At 64.3% G+C, this 20054-nt stretch carries 18 protein-coding genes; 11 read left to right on the forward strand and 7 right to left on the reverse strand.

What is annotated here, in order from left to right; all coding sequences use genetic code 11:
• The first annotated feature begins 1 nt into the window (after position 1).
• Positions 2 to 2458: a DNA gyrase subunit A gene (gene gyrA, locus B8V81_RS20465; RefSeq protein WP_101809091.1), complete on the forward strand. Its 2457-nt coding sequence runs from the start codon at positions 2 to 4 to the stop codon at positions 2456 to 2458.
• A gap of 148 nt (positions 2459 to 2606) precedes the next feature.
• On the opposite strand, the gene asd is transcribed toward gyrA, so the two are convergent.
• Positions 2607 to 3692: an aspartate-semialdehyde dehydrogenase gene (gene asd, locus B8V81_RS20470; protein WP_028599679.1), complete on the reverse strand. Its 1086-nt coding sequence runs from the start codon at positions 3690 to 3692 to the stop codon at positions 2607 to 2609.
• Positions 3693 to 3799: 107 nt separating this feature from the next.
• Positions 3800 to 4003, reverse strand: a complete 204-nt coding sequence (locus B8V81_RS20475) for a hypothetical protein (protein WP_043111584.1) — start codon at positions 4001 to 4003, stop codon at positions 3800 to 3802.
• A gap of 174 nt (positions 4004 to 4177) precedes the next feature.
• On the opposite strand from B8V81_RS20475, the gene B8V81_RS20480 reads away from it, so the two are divergent.
• Positions 4178 to 4588, forward strand: a complete 411-nt coding sequence (locus B8V81_RS20480) for a MarR family winged helix-turn-helix transcriptional regulator (RefSeq protein ID WP_028599678.1) — start codon at positions 4178 to 4180, stop codon at positions 4586 to 4588.
• Between the two features lie 223 nt (positions 4589 to 4811).
• On the opposite strand, the gene B8V81_RS20485 is transcribed toward B8V81_RS20480, so the two are convergent.
• The 3 genes from B8V81_RS20485 to B8V81_RS20495 form a co-directional block, all read right to left on the reverse strand.
• Positions 4812 to 5570, reverse strand: coding sequence for an RluA family pseudouridine synthase (locus B8V81_RS20485; protein ID WP_028599677.1), 759 nt, complete (start codon positions 5568 to 5570; stop codon positions 4812 to 4814).
• 4 nt (positions 5571 to 5574) lie between these two features.
• Entirely contained in the window at positions 5575 to 6438 is an 864-nt protein-coding gene (locus B8V81_RS20490) for a class I SAM-dependent methyltransferase (protein WP_028599676.1), read from the reverse strand.
• Positions 6439 to 6672: 234 nt separating this feature from the next.
• A complete protein-coding gene (locus tag B8V81_RS20495; protein ID WP_028599675.1) occupies positions 6673 to 7014 on the reverse strand; it encodes a helix-turn-helix domain-containing protein in 342 nt (113 codons plus the stop codon).
• A gap of 192 nt (positions 7015 to 7206) precedes the next feature.
• Between B8V81_RS20495 and B8V81_RS20500 the strand changes: the two genes are divergently transcribed.
• The 3 genes from B8V81_RS20500 to odhB all read left to right on the forward strand — a co-directional run bounded on the left by B8V81_RS20500 (position 7207) and on the right by odhB (position 13099).
• Positions 7207 to 8655, forward strand: coding sequence for an aldehyde dehydrogenase family protein (locus B8V81_RS20500; protein ID WP_416362089.1), 1449 nt, complete (start codon positions 7207 to 7209; stop codon positions 8653 to 8655).
• A gap of 322 nt (positions 8656 to 8977) precedes the next feature.
• Positions 8978 to 11830: a 2-oxoglutarate dehydrogenase E1 component gene (locus B8V81_RS20510; RefSeq protein ID WP_028599672.1), complete on the forward strand. Its 2853-nt coding sequence runs from the start codon at positions 8978 to 8980 to the stop codon at positions 11828 to 11830.
• Between the two features lie 6 nt (positions 11831 to 11836).
• Positions 11837 to 13099, forward strand: a complete 1263-nt coding sequence (odhB, locus tag B8V81_RS20515) for a 2-oxoglutarate dehydrogenase complex dihydrolipoyllysine-residue succinyltransferase (protein ID WP_028599671.1) — start codon at positions 11837 to 11839, stop codon at positions 13097 to 13099.
• A 117-nt stretch (positions 13100 to 13216) separates the two neighbouring features.
• Here odhB and B8V81_RS20520 read toward each other — a convergent pair whose 3' ends face one another.
• On the reverse strand, positions 13217 to 13489 hold the full coding sequence (locus tag B8V81_RS20520; protein ID WP_028599670.1) for a hypothetical protein: 273 nt from the start codon (positions 13487 to 13489) through the stop codon (positions 13217 to 13219).
• A gap of 442 nt (positions 13490 to 13931) precedes the next feature.
• Here B8V81_RS20520 and B8V81_RS20525 point away from each other — a divergent pair, with 442 nt between their 5' ends.
• The 6 genes from B8V81_RS20525 to rpmG all read left to right on the forward strand — a co-directional run bounded on the left by B8V81_RS20525 (position 13932) and on the right by rpmG (position 18690).
• On the forward strand, positions 13932 to 14378 hold the full coding sequence (locus tag B8V81_RS20525; protein ID WP_028599669.1) for a Fur family transcriptional regulator: 447 nt from the start codon (positions 13932 to 13934) through the stop codon (positions 14376 to 14378).
• A 167-nt stretch (positions 14379 to 14545) separates the two neighbouring features.
• Positions 14546 to 15253, forward strand: coding sequence for a metal ABC transporter ATP-binding protein (locus B8V81_RS20530; protein WP_028599668.1), 708 nt, complete (start codon positions 14546 to 14548; stop codon positions 15251 to 15253).
• Entirely contained in the window at positions 15199 to 16095 is an 897-nt protein-coding gene (locus B8V81_RS20535; RefSeq protein WP_028599667.1) for a metal ABC transporter permease, read from the forward strand. Before B8V81_RS20530 ends, B8V81_RS20535 begins: the two co-directional genes overlap by 55 nt.
• Positions 16096 to 16123: 28 nt before the next feature.
• The gene (locus tag B8V81_RS20540) at positions 16124 to 17146 is read left to right on the forward strand and encodes a metal ABC transporter substrate-binding protein (protein ID WP_028599666.1); all 1023 of its coding nucleotides are present in this window, start codon (positions 16124 to 16126) and stop codon (positions 17144 to 17146) included.
• Between the two features lie 161 nt (positions 17147 to 17307).
• Entirely contained in the window at positions 17308 to 18504 is a 1197-nt protein-coding gene (locus tag B8V81_RS20545; RefSeq protein ID WP_028599665.1) for a GTP-binding protein, read from the forward strand.
• A gap of 36 nt (positions 18505 to 18540) precedes the next feature.
• Positions 18541 to 18690, forward strand: a complete 150-nt coding sequence (gene rpmG / locus B8V81_RS20550) for a 50S ribosomal protein L33 (RefSeq protein WP_028599664.1) — start codon at positions 18541 to 18543, stop codon at positions 18688 to 18690.
• 78 nt (positions 18691 to 18768) lie between these two features.
• On the opposite strand, the gene B8V81_RS20555 is transcribed toward rpmG, so the two are convergent.
• Entirely contained in the window at positions 18769 to 19839 is a 1071-nt protein-coding gene (locus tag B8V81_RS20555) for a CobW family GTP-binding protein (RefSeq protein ID WP_028599663.1), read from the reverse strand.
• Positions 19840 to 20054: the final 215 nt, after the last annotated feature.

Here is a 20054-nt window from a genome sequence, read left to right on the forward strand (position 1 = left end):
CATGAGCGCAAGCGAGCAATTTCTGCCGGCATTCCTCGAGGAGGTCGTCGGCGACCGATTTGGACGCTACTCCAAATATATCATCCAGGACCGCGCCATCCCCGATGTGCGCGACGGCCTGAAGCCGGTGCAGCGGCGGATCCTGTACGCGATGTACGACGCCGGCAATACGCCGGACAAGCCGTACCGCAAGTCGGCCAAGACGGTCGGCGACGTGATGGGCAACTACCATCCGCATGGCGACTCCTCGATCTACGAGGGCATGGTGCGGATGGCGCAGCCATGGAAGATGGGCCATACGCTCATCGACGGCCACGGCAACTGGGGCTCGCTCGACGACGATCCGGCGGCGGCGATGCGCTATACGGAGGCGAGGCTGTCGCCGATCGCGATGGAGCTGCTGCGCGACATCGAGAAGCGCACCGTGCTGTTCAAGGACAATTTCGACAACAGCACCAAGGAGCCGGTCGTGCTGCCGGCCCGCTACCCGAACCTGCTCGTCAACGGCGTCAGCGGGATCTCGTCGGGCTTCGCCACCGAGATCCCGCCGCATAACCTGCGCGAGGTGATCGACGCCTGCATCGCGCTCATGAACGACGGCAGCATGCCGCTCGAGGCGCTGATGGGCATCCTCAAAGGTCCGGACTTCCCGACCGGAGGCATCATCATGGGCGAGGAGGGCATCCGCGACGCCTACTCGACCGGCAAGGGACGCATCCACCTGCGGTCGAAAACGGCCGTAGAGGAGCTGCGCGGCGGCAAGAAGATGATCGTCGTGACGGAAATTCCGTACCAGGTCGTCAAGTCGCGCCTCGTCACGGCGATGGAGAACATCCGTCTCGAGAAGAAGGTCGACGGCATCGCCGAGGTGCGCGACGAGAGCGGGCGCGACGGCCTGCGCATCGTCGTCGAGCTCAAGAAGGACGCGGATGCCGACGGCATCCTGGCCTATCTGCTCAAAAAGACCGACCTGCAGGTGACGTACAACTTCAACATGGTCGCGATCGTCAACAAGGCTCCCCGCCAGCTCGGCGTCAAGGAGATGCTGGCGGCGTACATCGACCATCAGAAGGAAGTCGTCACGTTCCGCACGCGCTATGAGCTGGAGAAGGCCGAGGACCGCGCGCATGTGCTCGAAGGACTCGTCAAGGCGCTGAACATCCTCGACGACGTCATCGCGGCGATCAAGGCGTCGAAAAACCGCGCCGACGCGCAGGACAACCTCGTCGCCAAGTTCGGCTTCAGCGAGCGGCAGGCCGATGCGATCCTGACGCTCCAGCTGTACCGCCTGACCAACCTCGAGATCACCTCGCTGGAAAAGGAGCTGCGCGAGATCGCCAAGCGCGTCCACTATTTGCGCTCGATCCTCGACAGCGAAAAGAAGCTGCTCAAGGTCATTCAGGAGGAGCTGCTGGAGATCCGCGAGAAGTACGGCATCGACCGCCGCTCGGAAATCCGCGGCCAGGTCGAGGAGCTGAAGGTCGGCCTCGAGGTGATGGTGAGCGCCGAGGACGTGCTCGTGACGATCAGCCGCGACGGCTACGTCAAGCGGACGAGCCGTCTCAGCTTCGCCCGCAGCGGGGGAGAGCTGGACGCGTCCGGCCTCAAGGAAGGCGACGCGCTCCGCCATGTGCTGGAGTGCAATACGATCGACAGCCTGCTCGTCTTCACGCGCAAGGGCAGCTACTACCTGCTGCCGGTGTATCAGATTCCGGACTTCAAGTGGAAGGACGCCGGCACGGCGATCGTCAACGTCATCCCGATTCCAAAAGATGACGGCATCGTCGCGGTGCTGCCGGTCAAGGACATCCAGCAGCCGGGCCAATCGCTGTTCTTCTTCACGAAGCGCGGGCAGGTCAAGCGGACCGAGCTCAAGGACTATGCGACGAACCGCTCGACGGCCATCGCGGCCGTCAAGCTGGCGGACGGAGACGAGGTCGTCCAGGTGCTGCAGTCGGCAGGCGACCGCCATCTCGTGCTCGTCTCGCGGGCGGGAGCGGCGATCCGCTTCCCGGCTGCCGAGGTGAGCTTGATGGGACGCGTCGCCGGCGGCGTGCGCGGCATCCAGCTCAAGGAAGGCGACGAGCTTGCCGCCGCGCTGGAGGCCGGTCCGGACGACGAGGGCGAAGTGCTCGTCATCAGCGACCTCGGCTACGCCAAGCGCAGCCTGCTCGCCGACTACCCGGTCCAGGGCCGCGGCGGCAAGGGCGTCATCACGTTCGAGTTCAAGGAAGGCAAGCGGGTCAAGCCGAACGGCGCGGCGCTCGTCGGCGCCTCGTACTGCAAGGAGCCGCGCGAGCTGAGCGCGCTGCTCGCCGGAGGCGGCGAGCAGCGCTTCCAGAGCGAGAAGACGCCGCTCGACGACCGCAAGTCGGTCGGCCGGGCGATGGTCCAGGTCGAGAAGAACGACGCTGTCATGCAGCTGTTCCAGCGGCCGGAAATCAGCCAGGAAGGCTGATCCGGCGGCGGCAGCCGGGCAGAGATGGACAGATGACCGGTTCACGTTCGGCTGCCGAACGGCCATTCATCGAAAAAAGGGACGAAGCGGAGATTTTCTCCGCTTCGTCCCTTTTGCTTGCTGCCGGCTCTCGATCGGTCCGCTGTGCTCAGCGGGCGACGATATAGCCCTCGGCCTTGAGCAGCTCGGCGATCAGCACGGCGCCGCCCGCGGCGCCGCGGAGCGTGTTGTGCGAGAGGCCGACGAATTTGAAGTCGTACAGCGAGTCCTCGCGCAGCCGTCCGGCGCTGATGCCCATGCCGTTCTCGATGCCCCGGTCCAAGCCCGTCTGCGGGCGGTTGTCTTCCTCGAAGTAGGTGATGAACTGCTTCGGCGCGCTAGGCAGCTCCAGCTCCTGCGGACGGCCCGCGAAGGCGGCCCAGCGGTCGAGGATGTCCTGCTTGCTCGGCTTGGTCTCGAAGTTCACGAACACCGTCGCCAGATGGCCGTCCGCGACCGGGACGCGGATGCACTGGGTCGTGATCGCCGGCTCGGAAGCCTTGACGATCGCGCCGTCCTCGACCTTGCCCCAGATGCGCAGCGGCTCCTGCTCGCTCTTCTCTTCCTCTCCGCCGATATACGGGATGACGTTGTCGATCATCTCCGGCCAGTCGGCGAACGTTTTGCCCGCGCCGGAGATCGCCTGATAGGTGCTCGCGACGACTTGCTTCGGTCCGAACTCCTTGAGCGCGGTCAGCATCGGAACGTAGCTCTGGATGGAGCAGTTCGGCTTGACGGCGATGAAGCCGGTCTCGGTGCCGAGGCGCTCGCGCTGGGAGGCGATGACCTCCAGATGCTCCGGGTTGATTTCGGGAATGACCATCGGGACGTCGGCGGTCCAGCGATGGGCGGAGTTGTTGGAGATGACGGCGACGCCGGCTTTGGCGTAAGCCTCTTCGAGCGCTTGGATCTCCTGCTTTTTCATGTCGACCGCGCAGAAGATCACGTCGAGCTCGGCTGCGACCTCCTCGACCTTGGACGCGTCCTGCACCTGGATCGCCTTGACGGCTTCGGGCATCGGCGTGTCCAGCTTCCAGCGGCCGCGCACCGCTTCTTCATACGATTTGCCGGCGGAGCTCGCGCTGGCCGCGATCGCCGTCACTTCGAACCAAGGGTGATGGTCCAGCAAGGCGACGAAGCGCTGTCCGACCATGCCGGTTCCGCCTACGATGCCGGTTCTGAGCTTTTGTGTCATCGAAATTCAACCCTCTCTATCTAACGGAATAAATGTAATGATTATACCAAGCATGCCCGTAAAGGTTCAATGCTTTAACGAAAAAAAGAGGCCCCTCGCAGAGCCTGTCAGTCGTACGGCCGGTCGTCGGAAGGCTCTAGTCGGTCGATCACGTGCAAGAGCGCTTCCAGCAGCACCCAGAGCGGAACCGGCTCGTCGGGCCGCTCCAGCAGCTCGGGGTCCTTGATGATGCCGTAGGCACGGATTTTGCGGATGACCGCTTCCTTATGCCCTTCCATGATGATCACCCTTTCGCCTTCTGTCGCCTTCATGTCTTGCATCCTATGTCAACCTATGTCTAAAGGTTCGGAAAGAGATCGATTAAGGTCTAGAATTATTAATCCGATTAACCTTTCTTTCGACAAAGTCAGATGGTATAATCAGGAATTAGCAGAGGACAGACTTGTCCTCGTCGGACCTATCCATTCAGAAAGCAGGTGTTCGCGTTGATAACCGAGGATTTCGCCAGGCTGTGGATCAAGATCTCGAAGGAATGGAAGAACCATTTGGAGGAGCAGCTGCTTCCTCAGCTGACCGAAGGACAGCTGAACGTGCTGGAGCTGCTGCAGAAGCATCAGCCGATGAAGCCGTCGGAGCTGCTTCAGCATCTGCAGACGACGCCGGCGGCGATCACGACGCTGCTTGACCGGATGGAGAAGGGCGGCTTGATCGAGCGCAGCCGCGACTCCTCCGACCGGCGCATCGTCTGGGTGCAGATGACGAGCCACGGCGAGCACGAGGTGAAGCGGGGAGTGGAGATTCGCGAGGAGTTCCTCAAGGGGGCGCTCGACCGCATCTCGTCCCATAACCAGCAGCTGCTCGTCTACCTGCTCGGCAAGGTCGCCAACGCGGGCTAGCCGCTTCCATGCCGGGCGTGTCCCGGCGGCAGGTCAAGGGCGGACCGCCAAGGCCGTCCGCGCCGCATTTCCTTTCAGCCGCGCCGCACAAAGGGCCGAGCCGGCTTCCCCTCGCAGGGAAGCCGGCTCGGCCCTTGTTTGCTGATTCCGGCTGTTCGGCCCTCGGCTCTCTTGCGGCAAAGCCGCCTGCTTTTCCTGCCAGACGATCCGTCTCGGCCCGCCTTCAGTCGGAAGCGTGCTGGACGGCGGAGGCCGCCTGCTCCAGCTGCTGCTCCGTCCAAGCCGTCCAAGGGAAGGCGCGCGGCGGAAGCGAGCGGAACTCCATCCACTCCTTGGTCACCGGATGGGCGATGCCGGCGGCCGCCGACCAGAGCGCGATGTCGCCGTGTCCGCCGCGTGCTGGAGCGCCGCGGCCGGATGGGCCGTACTTGCGGTCGCCGGCCAGCGGGCAGCCGATCGCGGCGAACTGCGCGCGGATCTGATGGGGACGTCCGGTGTGGAGTCGCACCGCCGCCAGCGGCGCGCCGTCCGCTCCGGGCCAGGTCCGGTAGTCGAGGCGAGCTTCCTTGGCGTCGCCGGTCGGCTTGGCGTAAGCCGTCACGACGTTGCGGGCGGCGTCCTTTTGCAGGTAGTGGCGAAGGCTGCCCGAGTCCGTCTGCGGCTTGGCCGTGAGGACGGCGAGGTACGTCTTGCGGAACGCGCGCGTGCGGACGGCGTCGGACAGCCGGCTCGCCGCCTTGGACGTCTTGGCGAACAGCATGACGCCGCCGACGGGTCGGTCGAGCCGATGCACGAGGCCGAGAAACACGTTGCCCGGCTTGTCGTAGCGGCGCTTGAGATCGGCCTTGAGCAGCGTCAGCATGTCCGGATCGCCGCTCTCGTCCTCCTGCGAGGGCACGCCGGGCGGCTTGACGACGACGAGCAGATGGTTGTCCTCGTAGAGGATCGGGATGTCGGACGCGCTGCCGGGGCTGGCGCTCACCGGATCACGCCTCCCAGCGGCCGAGGATGCCGCATGGCAGCGTCAGGCCGGAGGCGGTGATCGGCAGGCCGATCTCGCCGCAGTGGATGGAGCCGCCGAAGCGCTTGCGGGCGGTCATCTCCAGCAGGTTGTGCAGCACCTGCGGCGACAGTCCCGTCGTATAGGAGTTGAGGAGCAGGAAAAGCGGCTTCTCGCTCAGGATGTCCATGCACGACTCGAGGAACGGGAAAAGGCTCGATTCGAGCTTCCACATCTCGCCGCCGGGGCCGCGTCCGTAGGACGGCGGATCCATGATGATCGCGTCGTACTTGCTGCCGCGGCGCTGCTCGCGCTGCACGAATTTGAACACGTCGTCGGTGATGTAGCGGATGGGGCGCTCGGCCAGCCCGGACAGCGCGGCGTTCTCCTTGGCCCACTGCACCATGCCCTTGGCGGCGTCCACATGGCACACCTCCGCACCGGCGGCGGCGCAGGCGACGGTCGCTCCGCCCGTATAGGCGAACAGGTTGAGGACGCGGATCGGCCTGCCTGCGGAGCGGATCTTGTCCATCATCCAGCTCCAGTTGACGGCCTGCTCCGGGAACAGTCCGGTATGCTTGAAGCTCGTCGGCTTGATATGGAAGCTCAGCTCGCCGTAGCGGATCGTCCAGCGCTCGGGAAGCGCCTTGCGGTAATCCCAGCTGCCGCCGCCGGCGCTGCTGCGATGGTAATGGCCGTCGGCGGACGTCCAGGCTTTGCGGTCTCCGCGGAACGGCCAGATGATCTGCGGGTCGGGACGGCGCAGCGTCACGTCGCCCCAGCGCTCGAGCTTGTCTCCGTCGCCGGTGTCGATCAGTTCGTAATCTTTCCATTGGTCAGCAGTATACATCGATGAATTCTCGGTCCCTTCTGTCATGCGATCGTCCATTCATTATATCGGGAGCGATGGATCGAAGCAATGAAGGAGAGAGCCGGAGGGCAAGGCGGGGTGAAGGAAAGCCGCCGATTCGCGCAGACGGGGAGGCGCCCGGCAAGAGGCAGGAGGAGGGCCGGATCGGGACGAGGGGAAAAACGGGGAAAGGCGCGGCCGGCCGCGCCTGCCGCCGGCAGGCGGAGCAGGCCGCTAGCCGGCGGATTCGGCCTTGCGAAGCAGCTTCAGCATCTGATCGATATAGAGCTTCCGCTTGTCGGGCTCCATCCGGTTCAGCGTCTGGATCAGATCCAGCGTATCCTTGTTCAACTGCTGGGACTCGCTTTGATTTTGGTCGCCGCCGATCATATAATCCAGGGAGACCTCAAAGAAGGCGGCCAGCTTCATCAACGTCTCGTAGACAGGCTGGCGGTTGTTGATCTCATAATGGCTGTACGCGGATCGGGTGATGCCGATATGGCGGGACACCTCCTCCTGGGACAGGTTCTTGCTGAGTCGCAGCTCGCGCAGACGGTCGCCCATGGTCATGGTCATGTCGGTGGCTCCTTACATCAGACTGAACCTTGGCGGTTCAAAGAAAGGCTTGACGAGCAGGCCTTATAATCAAACTTTATGATACAAATTGTATCATGTCAAGCAAAGCGCTTTGAAAATTGGCGCATGAAAGCACGAATTCATTAGACTTTGTTTGGCTTCTATCACAATATGAAGATGGAGGGATACGAAATGTCGCAACTGATGCGGTTATGGATCGACGGGACGTGGGAAGACGGGCATAAGCAGGCGCCGCTGCTCGCGCCATACGGGGGAGAGGAGCTGGCCCTCGTCGGCTATGCGTCGCCGGAGCAGGCCGCGCGCGCGGTCGAAGCGGCGGATCGGGCGTTCCGCGAGCATTGCGGCATGCCGGCGCATCGACGCAGCTCCATTCTGTATCAAGCGGCCGATCTGCTCGAGCGGCGGGCGGAGGAGGCGGCGCGGATCGTCGCGCTCGAGGCGGCCAAGCCGATCCGAGCGGCCCGCGCCGAAATCGCGCGCACGGTGCAGACGTATCTGTTTGCCGCGGAGGCGGCCCGCAGCCTGACCGGCGAGACCGTGCCGATGGACGCCGCTCCGCGCGGCGAAGGCCGGACCGCCTCTGTGCGGCGGGAGCCGGTAGGCGTCGTCAGCGCGATCACGCCGTTCAACTTCCCGTTCAACCTCGTCGCCCATAAGGTCGGGCCGGCGCTGGCCGCCGGCAACGCGGTCGTGCTCAAGCCGGCGGAGCAGACGCCGATCTCCGCGCTGTTCCTGGCCGAGCTGTTCGAGGAAGCCGGCCTTCCGTCCGGGCTGCTGAACATCGTGCCCGGAGACGGGCGCGAGCTCGGGCCGACGCTCGCCTCGCATCCGCTCGTCTCGTTCGTCTCCTTTACGGGCAGCCCTGAGGTCGGCCGCCAAATCCGCCAGCTGGCCGGGCTGCGCCGCACGACGCTGGAGCTGGGCAGCAACTCGCCGCTGCTGATCGATCGCGGCTTCACGGAGGAGGAGCTAGGCCGGATCGCCGACGAGACGGCGGCCGGAGCGTTTGCCTATAATGGACAAGTCTGCATCTCGGTGCAGCGCGTCTTCGTGCATGAGGAGCTGGCGGATCGGTTCGCCGCCATGCTCGCCGAGCGCGCGAAGGCGCTGGTCGCCGGCGATCCGCTGGCCGAGGAGACCGACATCACGCCGCTCATCAGCGCCAAGGCGGCGGAGCGGCTGAAGGGCTGGCTGGACGCGGCGCTGGCGCGCGGAGCGGAGCTGCTGTGCGGCGGCAGCTTCGAGGGGAGCCTGATGCGGCCGGCGGTGCTGCGCGGAGTGCCGGAGGACGCCGAGCTCAGCTGCGAGGAGGCGTTCGGCCCGGTCGCCGCGATCGCGCCGTTCCGCCGATGGGAGGAGGCGGTCGCCGCGGCCAACCGATCCCGCTACGGGCTGCAGGCCGGCGTGTTCACCAAGGACGTGGAGCATGCGCTCCATGCGGCAGCCGAGCTGCAGGCCGGCGGCGTGATGATCAACGACGTGCCGACGTTCCGGCTCGACCATATGCCGTATGGAGGCCGCAAGGACAGCGGCAGCGGCCGGGAAGGCGTCCGCTACGCCGCCGAGGAGATGACCGAGGCCAAGCTCGTCAGCTTCCGCAGCGGCTTGTACCGCTCCTGATCCGGCATCCGGCTGGGCGCTCGGCGCCTGGTTCGGCTGGAGGACGGACTTTTGCCCGCGATGTTCGGCCGCAAAGAGGCCGGCTTCGCTCAAGGTTGTGAACGAAATCGTCACAATTTCGGAAAGGTTGTCGCGAAACGTTGAATAAGCGCTTTATTTTCTTTATAATAGAGGCACAATCGAAGCCGAACCTGTTCAATGATTCGTTGTTGTCAGGCCGCCGGTACTCTGCCGGCGGCTTTTTCACGGGCATGACGGAGGTTCGGCAGCGCTTGGTTATCATCCGTACCAACCTTTTTCACTTAACGGAGGTAGTTGGCAAATGACCGACGAATCAAACACGAAAAGGCAATGGAAAGACTTTTTCGGACCTAACCTGGGCTACATCCAGGAACAGTACGAACAGTTCAGCAGCGACCCGGAATCGGTCGACGCTTCCTTCCGCGAGCTTTTCGCCGAACTGGGAGCGCCTCCTGCCGAACTCGGCGCCCAGCCTTCCCGCACGGCCCCGGCCGCGGGCGGACAGGTCGCCGTCGACGCGACGCTGCTCAAGAAGCTCGTCGCCGCCGAAAAGCTGGTGGGCAACATCCGCACCTACGGCCATCTGGCCGCCAATACCGATCCTCTCGGCTTGCGCGCATCCTCGGATACACGCTTGCTCGAGCCATCCACTTTTGAGCTGAACGAATCGGATCTGAGCCGATTCCCGGCCTCCCTCCTCTGGGATCATGCGCCGGCCGGCGTCTCCAACGGCTGGGAAGCGATCCAGAAGCTGCGCAATTCGTATACCCAATCCATCGGCTTCGAGTTCAGCCACGTCCACGACGAAACCGAACGGGACTGGCTCAGCGCGAAGGCTGAATCGGGCATTGCCAACGCCTCCCTGAACGTTGAAGAACGCAAGTCCCTGCTCAATCTGCTGCTTCATGTCGAACAATTCGAGTCTTACCTTCACCGCACGTTCGTCGGCCAGAAACGGTTCTCCGTAGAAGGTGTCGACATGCTTATTCCGGTTATCGACGAGATCGTCCGCCAAGCGGTTCAGGACGGGGCGAGTCATATCCTGATGGGCATGGCGCATCGCGGCCGGTTGAATGTGCTTGCGCATGTCTTGGGCAAGCCGTACGAGAAGATCTTCTCCGAGTTCCATCATGCGCCGAACAAGGAGCTCGTGCCGTCGGAAGGCTCCGTCGGCATCAACTCCGGCTGGGCGGGCGACGTGAAGTACCACCTCGGCGCGGACCGCTCCGTCGCCGGAGCGCGCATCCTGCTCGCCAACAACCCGAGCCACCTGGAGTACGTCAACTCCGTCGTCGAGGGCTTCTCGCGCGCCGCGCAGGAGGACCGCACGCAGCCGGGCTTCCCGCGCCGCGATCCGAGCAAGTCGCTCGCTATCCAGGTGCACGGCGACGCGGCGTTCCCGGGCGAGGGCATCGTCGCCGAGACGCTCAACTTCACCGGCCTCGACGGCTTCACGAACGGCGGCTCGATCCATATCATCGCCAACAACCGCATCGGCTTCACGACCGACAGCAAGGATTCCCGCTCGACGCATTATGCGAGCGACCTCGCCAAGGGCTACGAGATTCCGATCGTGCATGTCAACGCCGACGATCCGGAGGCTTGCATCGCCGCCGTCCGCCTCGCCTGCGAGTACCGCGACAAGTTCAAGAAGGATTTCCTGATCGACCTCGTCGGCTACCGCCGCTACGGCCATAACGAGATGGACGATCCGGAGGGCACGCAGCCGCTCGTCTACGAAAAGGTCCGCGCCCACAAGACGGTCGCGACGCTGTATGCCGAGCGCCTGAAGGCCGAGGGCGCCTTGAGCGCCGCCGACATCGACCGGATGATCCAGGACACGCAAGCCGAGCTGCAAAAGGCTTACGACGTCATGAAGGAGCAGGCGGCCAGCGGCAAGCGCCGGAACGAAGGCTCGATTCCGGACGCCCCGGAGACGACCGAGACGGCGGTGCCGCTCGAGCGCCTCAAGGAAATCAACGCCGCGCTGCTGCAGGTTCCGGATGGCTTCACCGTCTATCCGAAGCTGCAGCGCATCCTGCAGCGCCGCGGCTCGATGCTCGACGAGGGCGAGAAGGTCGACTGGGCGCTCGCCGAGACGCTCGCCCTGGCGACGATCCTCGCCGACGGCAAGCCGATCCGCATGAGCGGCCAGGACGCCGAGCGCGCGACGTTCTCGCATCGCCATATCGTGCTGAACGACCACAAGACCGGCGAGAAATTTTCGCCGATGCATCATTTCCCGCAAGCCAAGGCGAGCTTCGCGGTGTACAACAGCCCGCTGACCGAAGGCGCGGTGCTCGGCTTCGAGTACGGCTACAACGTCTTCTCGCCGGAGACGTTCACGATCTGGGAAGCGCAGTACGGCGACTTCGCCAATGCGGCGCAGGTCATCTTCGACCAGTTCATCTCCGCGGGACGGACGAAGTGGAAGCAGCGCTCCAGCCTCGCGATGCTGCTGCCGCACGGCTACGAAGGCCAAGGACCGGAGCACTCCAGCGCCCGTCTGGAGCGGTTCCTGCAGCTGTCCGCCGAGAACAACTGGACCGTCGCCAACCTGAGCACGGCCGCCCAATACTTCCACCTGCTGCGCCGCCAGGCTGCCTGGACGGAGCATGAGGGCGCGCGTCCGCTCGTGCTCATGTCGCCGAAAAGCCTCATCCGCAACCCGCGCGTCCTGTCGCCGGGCTCGGAGCTGGCGAGCGGCTCGTTCAAGCTCGTGCTGGAGCAGCAAGGCCTCGGCAAGAAGGCGTCCGCCGTGCGCCGCCTGATCCTTTGCACCGGCAAGGTCGCCGTCGACCTCGAGGAAGCGCTGGATTCCGCCAAGGACCAGGACATGAGCTGGCTGCACATCGTGCGCGTCGAGCAGCTGTATCCGTTCCCGGCCAAGGAGATCGCCGAAATCATCTCCCGCTACAGCAAGCTGGAGGAGATCGTCTGGGTTCAGGAAGAGCCGAAGAACATGGGCGCTTGGACGTTCATGGAGCCTCGCATCCGCGAGTTGGCCGGAGGCAAGGCCGTCCATTACATCGGCCGTCCGGACCGCTCGAGCCCGGCTAGCGGCCATCAGGAAGTGCACGCCGCCGAGCAGCAGTCCATCCTTTCGCTCTCGCTGCAGCAAAAAGCTCTGAACACGATTTTACTTGGGAGGTAGAAGCAAGTGGCTGACATCAAAGTTCCCGATCTGGGCGAATCCATCTCGGAAGCGACAATCACCAAATGGCTCAAGAAGGAAGGGGAAGCCGTAAGCCAAGGCGACCTGCTGCTGGAGCTTGAAACCGATAAAGTCAACCTGGAGATCAGCGCGGAATCCGCAGGCGTGCTCTCGAGCATCCTGAAGGGCGAGGGCGATACCGTGCTCGTCGGCGAGTCGATCGGCGTCATCGGAGAGGGCGGCGCAGCCGCCGCTCCGGCGCAGCCGGTCCAGACGGCAGCTCCGGTCGCTCCGGCGGCGGCTCCAGCGGCTCCGGCCGCTGCGCCGGCGGCAGCTCCCGCTCCTGCGAGCGCATCCTCCGAGGGAGAGCCGATCGCTTCCCCGTCGGCTCGCAAGCTGGCCCGCGAGCGCGGCATCGATCTCAACCAGGTGAAGGGAACCGACCCGAACGGCCGCATCTACAGCCAGGACGTGGCGAGCCACGGCTCCGCTCCGGCTCCTGCGGCCAAGGCTCCGGCCGCCGCTCCGGCTCCGGCCGCGAAGCCGGCGTTCACGGAGCAGCCGGGCAAGCCGGTCGAGCGCACCAAAATGTCGCGCCGCCGCCAGACGATCGCCAAGCGCCTCGTCGAAGCCCAGCAGACGGCCGCGATGCTGACGACGTTCAACGAGGTCGACATGACGGCGATCCTCGACGTGCGCAAGCGCCGCAAGGATGCGTTCAAGGAGAAGAACGACATCGGCCTCGGCTTCATGAGCTTCTTCACCAAGGCCGTCGTCGGCGCGCTCAAGAAATTCCCGCTCCTCAACGCGGAAATCGACGGCGACGATCTGATCGTCAAGAAATACTATGACATCGGCATCGCCGTCGCCGCTCCGGACGGCCTCGTCGTGCCGGTCGTGCGCGACGCCGACCGCCTCGGCTTCGCCGGCATCGAGAAGTCGATCTCCGAGCTGGCCGGCAAAGCCCGCAAAAACTCGCTGGCGCTGTCGGACCTGCAAGGCGGCACGTTCACGATCACGAACGGCGGCGTCTTCGGCTCGCTGCTCTCGACGCCGATCCTCAACGCACCGCAAGTCGGCATCCTCGGCATGCATAAGATCCAGATCCGTCCGGTCGCGACCAGCGACACGGAGATGGAGAACCGCCCGATGATGTACATCGCGCTCTCCTACGACCACCGCATCGTCGACGGAGCCGAAGCGGTCCGCTTCCTCGTCACGGTCAAAGAGCTGCTGGAGGATCCGGAATCCCTTCTGCTCGAAGGCTGATCCGCGCAAGAGCATTCAACGCGCGGCGGACGCATGGCCGCCGCATCGCTTCACGCAAGACAAGCCCTGGATGGCTTCATCCAGGGCTTGTTTTTTTGCGCGGTGGAGGACGGGACCCTACATGCTGCGGTTGCAGTACAGCAGCAGCGCGACGTAGCCGCAGCCGATGAGCACGAGCAGATACGACAGCTCCGGCAGGTTGATGACGCCGACGAAAAACACGATGACGCAAGCGATCAAATTATAGAGGGAGACGGTTCGGAACAGCTTGTCGCGGTTGCGGATCCTGCCGGGCGCGAAGGCGGCCAGCAGCCATGGCGTGCGCTTGACGCCGGTGAAAAAGGCGATGAGATACATGAACAAGGACAGCACGATCAAGTAGAGGTTCATGATGGTCTCCCCTTGAAGGTTCGGATAGGCCGCGCTCGGCTCGCGAGAGCGTAGTTCTTATTATACGTGCGCGGCTGGGGATGTGGGAGAGCTTTTTTGGCAGGAAAAGGAGAATACTCGGCGCCGCGCCCGCATAGTCCTAGTACGGGGAAACCGATTCCGCACCGCTCATGGGAGAGGAAGCCGGCCGACAGAAGCCTACGCTTCAGGAGGCGGTTTTCATGAGTACGGATACGCTGATCGCATTGCTCGCCCTCGTCGTTTCCATGATCCATCTGGCGGGGCGCGGCGGCAAGTCGTAGCGGCTGAGGTCCCGGACACCGGCAGGCGGATTCCGCCTGCCGGTCGTCGGCATGCGCGGTCGGGCGGAGCTACCTTGTCCACGTCCGGTTATGGTACAATAGGACCATCGACTGGAATGTAAAGGGAGGGAGACGGGATCATGGCGCATACCCATGCCGGCGGCACGGCCAAGGAGATCGTCGACGCGATGGCCCGCGGAGGCTGGCGCATCACCGAGCAGCGGCGGCGTCTGGCGGAAATTTTCGCCGGCTGCGAAGGCTATCTGTCCCCGAAGGACGTCTACGAGGCGATGACGGTCCACTATCCGGGCGTCAGCTTCGATACCGTATATCGCAATCTGCGCCTCATGAGCGAGATGGGCGTGCTGGAGCAGTTCTACTCGATGGACGCGGGGCTCAAGTTCAAGGCGGCCTGCAATCATCATCACCACCATCATCTGATCTGCACGAATTGCGAGAAGACGCTCACGTTCGACTACTGCCCGATGGAGCAGGAGATGAGGCTGCCGGGCAACTTCAAGATCATGAACCATCGCTTCGAGGTATACGGCCTTTGCGAGGGCTGCCAGAGCGAAGTAGGCCGCTAGGCGTTGACAGCCCGCTTCGCGGCTGGTACTATACTTAAAGTGTAATCATTACAACTTTCTTCGCTGACCTCGTTCGTGCGGACAGGCAGCGATTTCTTTTGTCTCGAGATGTAAATATTACGATGATAGACGGAGACGCCCGAAAGATAGAAAGGAAGACGAAAGCGATGATCTTAGCTTCGTTGAAAGAAGTGGAGTTCGGCTACAACGATGCGCCCAGCCTCCATAATGCGACGATCGAGGTGAGGAGCCGGGAGTTCGCGGCCGTCACGGGGCCGAACGGAGCCTCGAAGACGACGCTGCTGAAGCTGATGCTCGGGCTGCTCAAGCCGTGGAAGGGCAAGACGTTCCTCGCCGGCAAGCGCGAGGACGGCCGGCCGCTCAAGGTCAGCTACGTGCCGCAGCAGATCGCCGCGTTCAATGGCGGCTTTCCGAGCAACGTGCAGGAGTTCGTCCTGTCCGGCTGCCTAAGCAGCGGCTCCTGGCTGAGGCGGGTGACCAAGGAAGACCGCGAGCTGGCCGAGAAGTCGCTGCGCCAGGTCGGCATGTGGCAGCTGCGGGAGCGGCGCATCGGCGAGCTCTCCGGCGGTCAGAAGCAGCGCATCTGCATCGCGCGCGCGCTCGCCCAGCGGCCGGATCTGCTCGTCATGGACGAGCCGACGACGGGCATGGACGAGGCGAGCCGCAAAGGCTTTTACGAGCTGATGCGCCATATGGTCGACGCGCACGGCATGTCGATCGTCATGGTCACCCACGGCCTGGAGGAATGCCGCCCCTACCTGGATCGGATCATCGAGCTCGAGCGAAAGGGGGAGGGAGGATGGAAATGCTGCACTACGACTTTATGCAGCGGGCATTTTTCGCCGGCGCGCTGATCGCCGTCGTCGCCTCCGTGCTCGGCGTGTATCTGATGCTGCGCCGTCAGGCGCTCATGGCCGACATGCTCTCCCACGTCTCGCTGGCAGGCGTCGCGGCGGGCGCTTTCCTCGGCCTCAGCCCGACGCTTTCCGGGTTCCTGACCGCGACGATCGGAGCGGTAGCGGTGGAGTACGTGCGCCGCTTCTACAAGACGTACAGCGAGATGTCGATCGCGATCATCATGGTCGGCGGCCTCTCGACGGCAGTCGTGCTCATGAGTTTGAACAAGACGATGAGCAAAAGCTTCACCTCGTACCTGTTCGGGTCGGTCGTCGCCGTCGACCGCTCCCAGCTGCTGCTCATGCTGATCGTCACCGCGGCCGCGGCGCTGTTCTTCTTTTTCCTGCGCCGTCCGCTGTATCAGATGACGTTCGACGAGGAGACGGCCAAAGTAAGCGGCTTGCCGACGGGGCTGATCTCGATGCTGTTCAGCGTCATCACCGGCATGATCGTCGCGGCCGCGATGCCGATTGTCGGCGTGCTGCTCGTCTCGTCGCTCATCATCCTGCCGGCGGCGCTGGCGATCCGGCTGACGTCGCGCTTCAGCGCCGCGCTGCTGCTCGCCGTGGCGATCGGCCTGGCCGGCGTCATGAGCGGGCTGACCGCTTCGTACGAGCTGAGCACGCCGCCCGGCGGCACGATCGCGCTGGTGCTCCTCGCCTTCCTGGCTATCGGCGTCGCATCGCAGAAGGTCGTCCGGCTCGTCCGGGCGAAGTCCAAGCATGCTGCCGCCACGGACACGGAGATGCACTCCTACGGTCCGATTCCGAGGCTGGGCGAGGATTCCCATACATCTTGAGGCTTAGAGAGAAGGAGTGAAGGTCAACATGGCAAGTCAAAGGAAATGGATCTCCGGCCTGCTGCTGTCCGGCGGACTGGCGCTGGCGCTGAGCGGCTGCGGCAGCAGCGGCTCGGGCGGAGCGGCGAACGAGGCGGCCGGAAACGGCGGAGCCGCGCCGGAAGCTGGCGCCAAGCTGAAGGTGGCCGCCACGATCTACCCGATGGCGGAGTTCGCCCGCCAGGTCGGCGGCGCTCATGTCGACGTCGTGCCGCTCGTGCCGACCGGCGTGGAGCCGCATGACTGGGAGCCGAGCGCCAAGGACATGGCCGCGATCAGCGACGCCGACGTCTTTGTCTACAACGGCATCGTCGAAAGCTGGGCCGAGCAGGCGATCGGCAGCGCGGCCAATCCGAACCGCGTCGTCGTCGAGGCGAGCCACGGCCTGGCCGAGCTGGAAGGAATCGACGACGGCCATCATCACGGCGAGGAGGAACATGCCGACGAGCACGCGGATGAGCACGCCGACGAGCATGCGGACGAGCATGCCAAGGATCCCCATGTCTGGCTCGATCCGGTGCTGGCCCAGCAGGAAGTGCGCGCCATCCAAAAAGGACTGGAGCAGGCCGATCCGGAGCATAAAGAGGACTATGCGAAAAACGCCGATGCGTACATCGCGAAGCTGGAGGAGCTGAACCAGCAATTCGTTTCCGAGCTGAAAGGCTCGAAGCGCAAGGACTTCGTCACCTCGCATGCCGCTTTCGCTTACTTGGCGGAGCGCTACGGGCTGAAGCAGGTGCCGATCAGCGGCTTGTCGCCGGAGCAGGAGCCGTCGCCGGAGCAGATGGCCCAGGTCATCGAATTCGTGCGCGAGCATCAGGTGAAGACGATCTTCTTCGAGACGCTTGTCGACTCCAAGCTGGCCGATACGATCGCAGCCGAGACAAAAGCCGGCACCGACGTGCTCAACCCGCTCGAAGGACTGACCAAGGAGCAGGCGGACGCAGGCGAGGACTACATCAGCATCATGAAGAGCAACCTGAAGGCGCTGGTCGGCGCTCTGAACGGCTGATCCGGGGCAGCATGCCCCGCAGCGCCGGATCGAGCTGTTTTCCCGTCATCAAATCGTAAATATAACGATAGGATATGCGGATTGATCCATGAACCGAGCTGGCTGAGGCCGGCTTGTTCCTTGCCCAAAGATCGTAAAAATTACATTATAGGAGGATTCCCATGACTCAATCCCTGCTTCCCGTCACCGTCCTGAGCGGTTATCTCGGCTCCGGCAAGACGACGCTGCTCAACCATGTGCTCCACAACCGCGATGGCCTCAAGGTCGCCGTCATCGTCAACGATCTGAGCGAGGTGAACATCGACGCCGGGCTCGTCAAGGAAGGCGGCGGCCTGTCGCGCCTCGACGAGAAGCTCGTCGAGATGTCGAACGGCTGTATCTGCTGCACGCTCCGCGAGGACCTGCTCGTCGAGGTGGAGCGGCTGGCCAAGGAAGGCCGCTTCGACTACATCCTGATCGAATCGACCGGCGTCGGCGAGCCGGTGCCCGTCGCGCAGACGTTCTCCTATGTGGACGAGGAGCTCGGCATCGACCTGACCCGCTACTGCCGGCTCGATACGATGGTGACGGTCGTCGACGCCAACCGGTTCTGGATCGACTACAGCTCCGGCGAGTCGCTGCTCGAGCGCAGCCAGGCGGTCGGCGAGGACGACACCCGCGACGTCTCCGACCTGCTGCTCGATCAAGTGGAGTTCTGCGACGTGCTCGTGCTGAACAAATGCGATCTCGTGCCGGAGGAGGAGCTGCAACGCCTCGAGGGCGTGCTGCGCCGGCTGCAGCCGCGCGCCCGCTTCATCCGCGCCGAGCATGGCCGGGTAGAGCCTTCCGCCATCCTGAATACGGGCTTGTTCGATTATGGCGAGGCAGCGGCTTCTGCCGGCTGGATGAAGGAGCTGGCGAAGCCGGCGCATACGCCGGAGACGGACGAATACGGCATCTCGAGCTTCGTCTACGACCGCCGTATCCCATTCCATCCGGAGCGGCTGCGGCGCTGGCTGGGGGACTGGCCGGAGCAGGTCGTCCGCGCCAAAGGCTACGTCTGGCTGGCTTCGCGGATGCAGACGGCTCAAAGCTTGAGCCAGGCCGGGCCGTCGATCAGCTTCGGACCGGCGGGATATTGGGCGGCGGCGCTGCCTCGAGAGGAGCAGGAGCAGCTGAAGCGGGAAGACGCCGAGCTCGCGGCGGGCTGGCATCCCGTCTACGGCGATCGGGTGAACCGGATCGTCTTCATCGGCATCGGCCTGGACCCGGAGACGGTCACCGCTTCGCTCGACCGCTGCCTGCTGACGGAGGCGGAGCTCGCGTCCGACTGGTCGCTGTTCGCGGATCTGCTTCCCGGAGGGAGCATTCCGGCCTGAGCGGCCCCGGATATTCGACCAAGGAGGTGACGATGGATGAGAGTGACGATCACGCTGGCGTGCACGGAGACGGGAGACCGCAACTATACGACGACCAAGAACAAGCGGACGAATCCCGAACGGCTGGAGCTGAAAAAATACAGCCCGCGGCTGAAACGGGTGACGCTTCACCGCGAGACGCGCTGACGATTCGGGCTGCCGCTGCCGCTAGGCAAGCGCAGCCGGGAAGCGGACGGCGCTGCAGCCGGGAACGACGGCTTCGGCTCATGGCCGGCTGCCGTACAGGGACGCCCAGCGCTCGCGAAGCGGTCCCTCGTCAAGGGCCGAGCCGATGAGCACGAGGTACGGCTGGCCGGGATAAGAGGCAGGCTCCCACTCCGCGCGCCCTCCGGCATGCTGGAGCAGCAGCGTCTCGCCGCCGAGGCGCAGATAGCCTTTGGCCCGCACGAGGCCGTCGCCGAGCTCGCGCAGGAACCGCTCGACCTCGGCCCGCTCCGGCTGGGTGCCGGCCGGAGCGGGCAGCGTCAGCGAGCGCAGGGAGCCGCCGCTGTAGCGGTCCGCGAGCGGCTGCGCCGTCGGCAGCGTCTTCAGCGTGCGGGATGCGGCCGCCGCCGTTCCGGCCATGGAAGGGCCCGTCCCGGCCGAAGCGCCGGGGACGGCTCCGGCCGGGGCGGCATCTCCCCGTGACGCCGCCGCTCCGGCAGCGCTTCGGCGCGGGTGAATCCCATGCAGCAAGGAAGCGGCATCGATGCGGCAGCGCTCCGTCTCCAGGACGGCGGCTGCCGCATTTTGCTTTTTGACGGCCCGCCGTGCCTTGAGACGCTGTGCCTCCGGCGCCGTATCGGCTTTGTTGAGCAGCACGAGATCCGCGCTTGCCACCTGGCTGCGCAGCGTGCGCACGAGCTCGCGATCGGCGCTGAAGCGGCTGTTGTACTCGGCGAACGTGCCGGCGTCGACGACCGTGACGACCGCAGCCAGCTCCAGACCGGCCGCATGCGCCGTCCCGCCGTCCTGCAGCAGCTCCCGCAGCTCCGCCGGATCGGCTACCCCGGTCAGCTCGACGAACAGGACATCCGGCACCGTACGGGCAAGCGAGACGAGGCTCGACTCCAGCTCGCTGCGCTTCGTGCAGCACAGGCAGCCGTCCAGCAGCTTGCGCACGGGCAGGCGCAGCTTTTCGGAGACGAGGCTGCCGTCGACGTCGATCTGGCCCAGCTCGTTCATGAGCAGGGCGGCGTTCAGCTCCCGGCGCGCGCATTCCTCCAGCAGCCTCAGCAGCAGCGTCGTCTTGCCGCTTCCGAGAAATCCGGACAGCAAATATACGGGAACGCTCATCGTCGGCACTCTCCTTTCCTTCCTAAAGAAGGATATGGACAGCCGCTTCCAAGTAGTACCGCAAGCCGCATCGCCGAGCGGTCCGCGCGAGTCAGGAATCTGCTGGAAGAACCGCCTTTGGCCTTGTGCCAAAGGCTATTTTGCGTAAGATTAGAGGAGCTTGCGAAAAATATCTTTATTACGCTTGGGAGTTATCGTTAAATATTGGGTATAGA

The organism is Paenibacillus pasadenensis (assembly GCF_002864175.1).
GTDB classification, from domain to species: Bacteria; Bacillota; Bacilli; order Paenibacillales; family Paenibacillaceae; genus Paenibacillus_O; species Paenibacillus_O pasadenensis.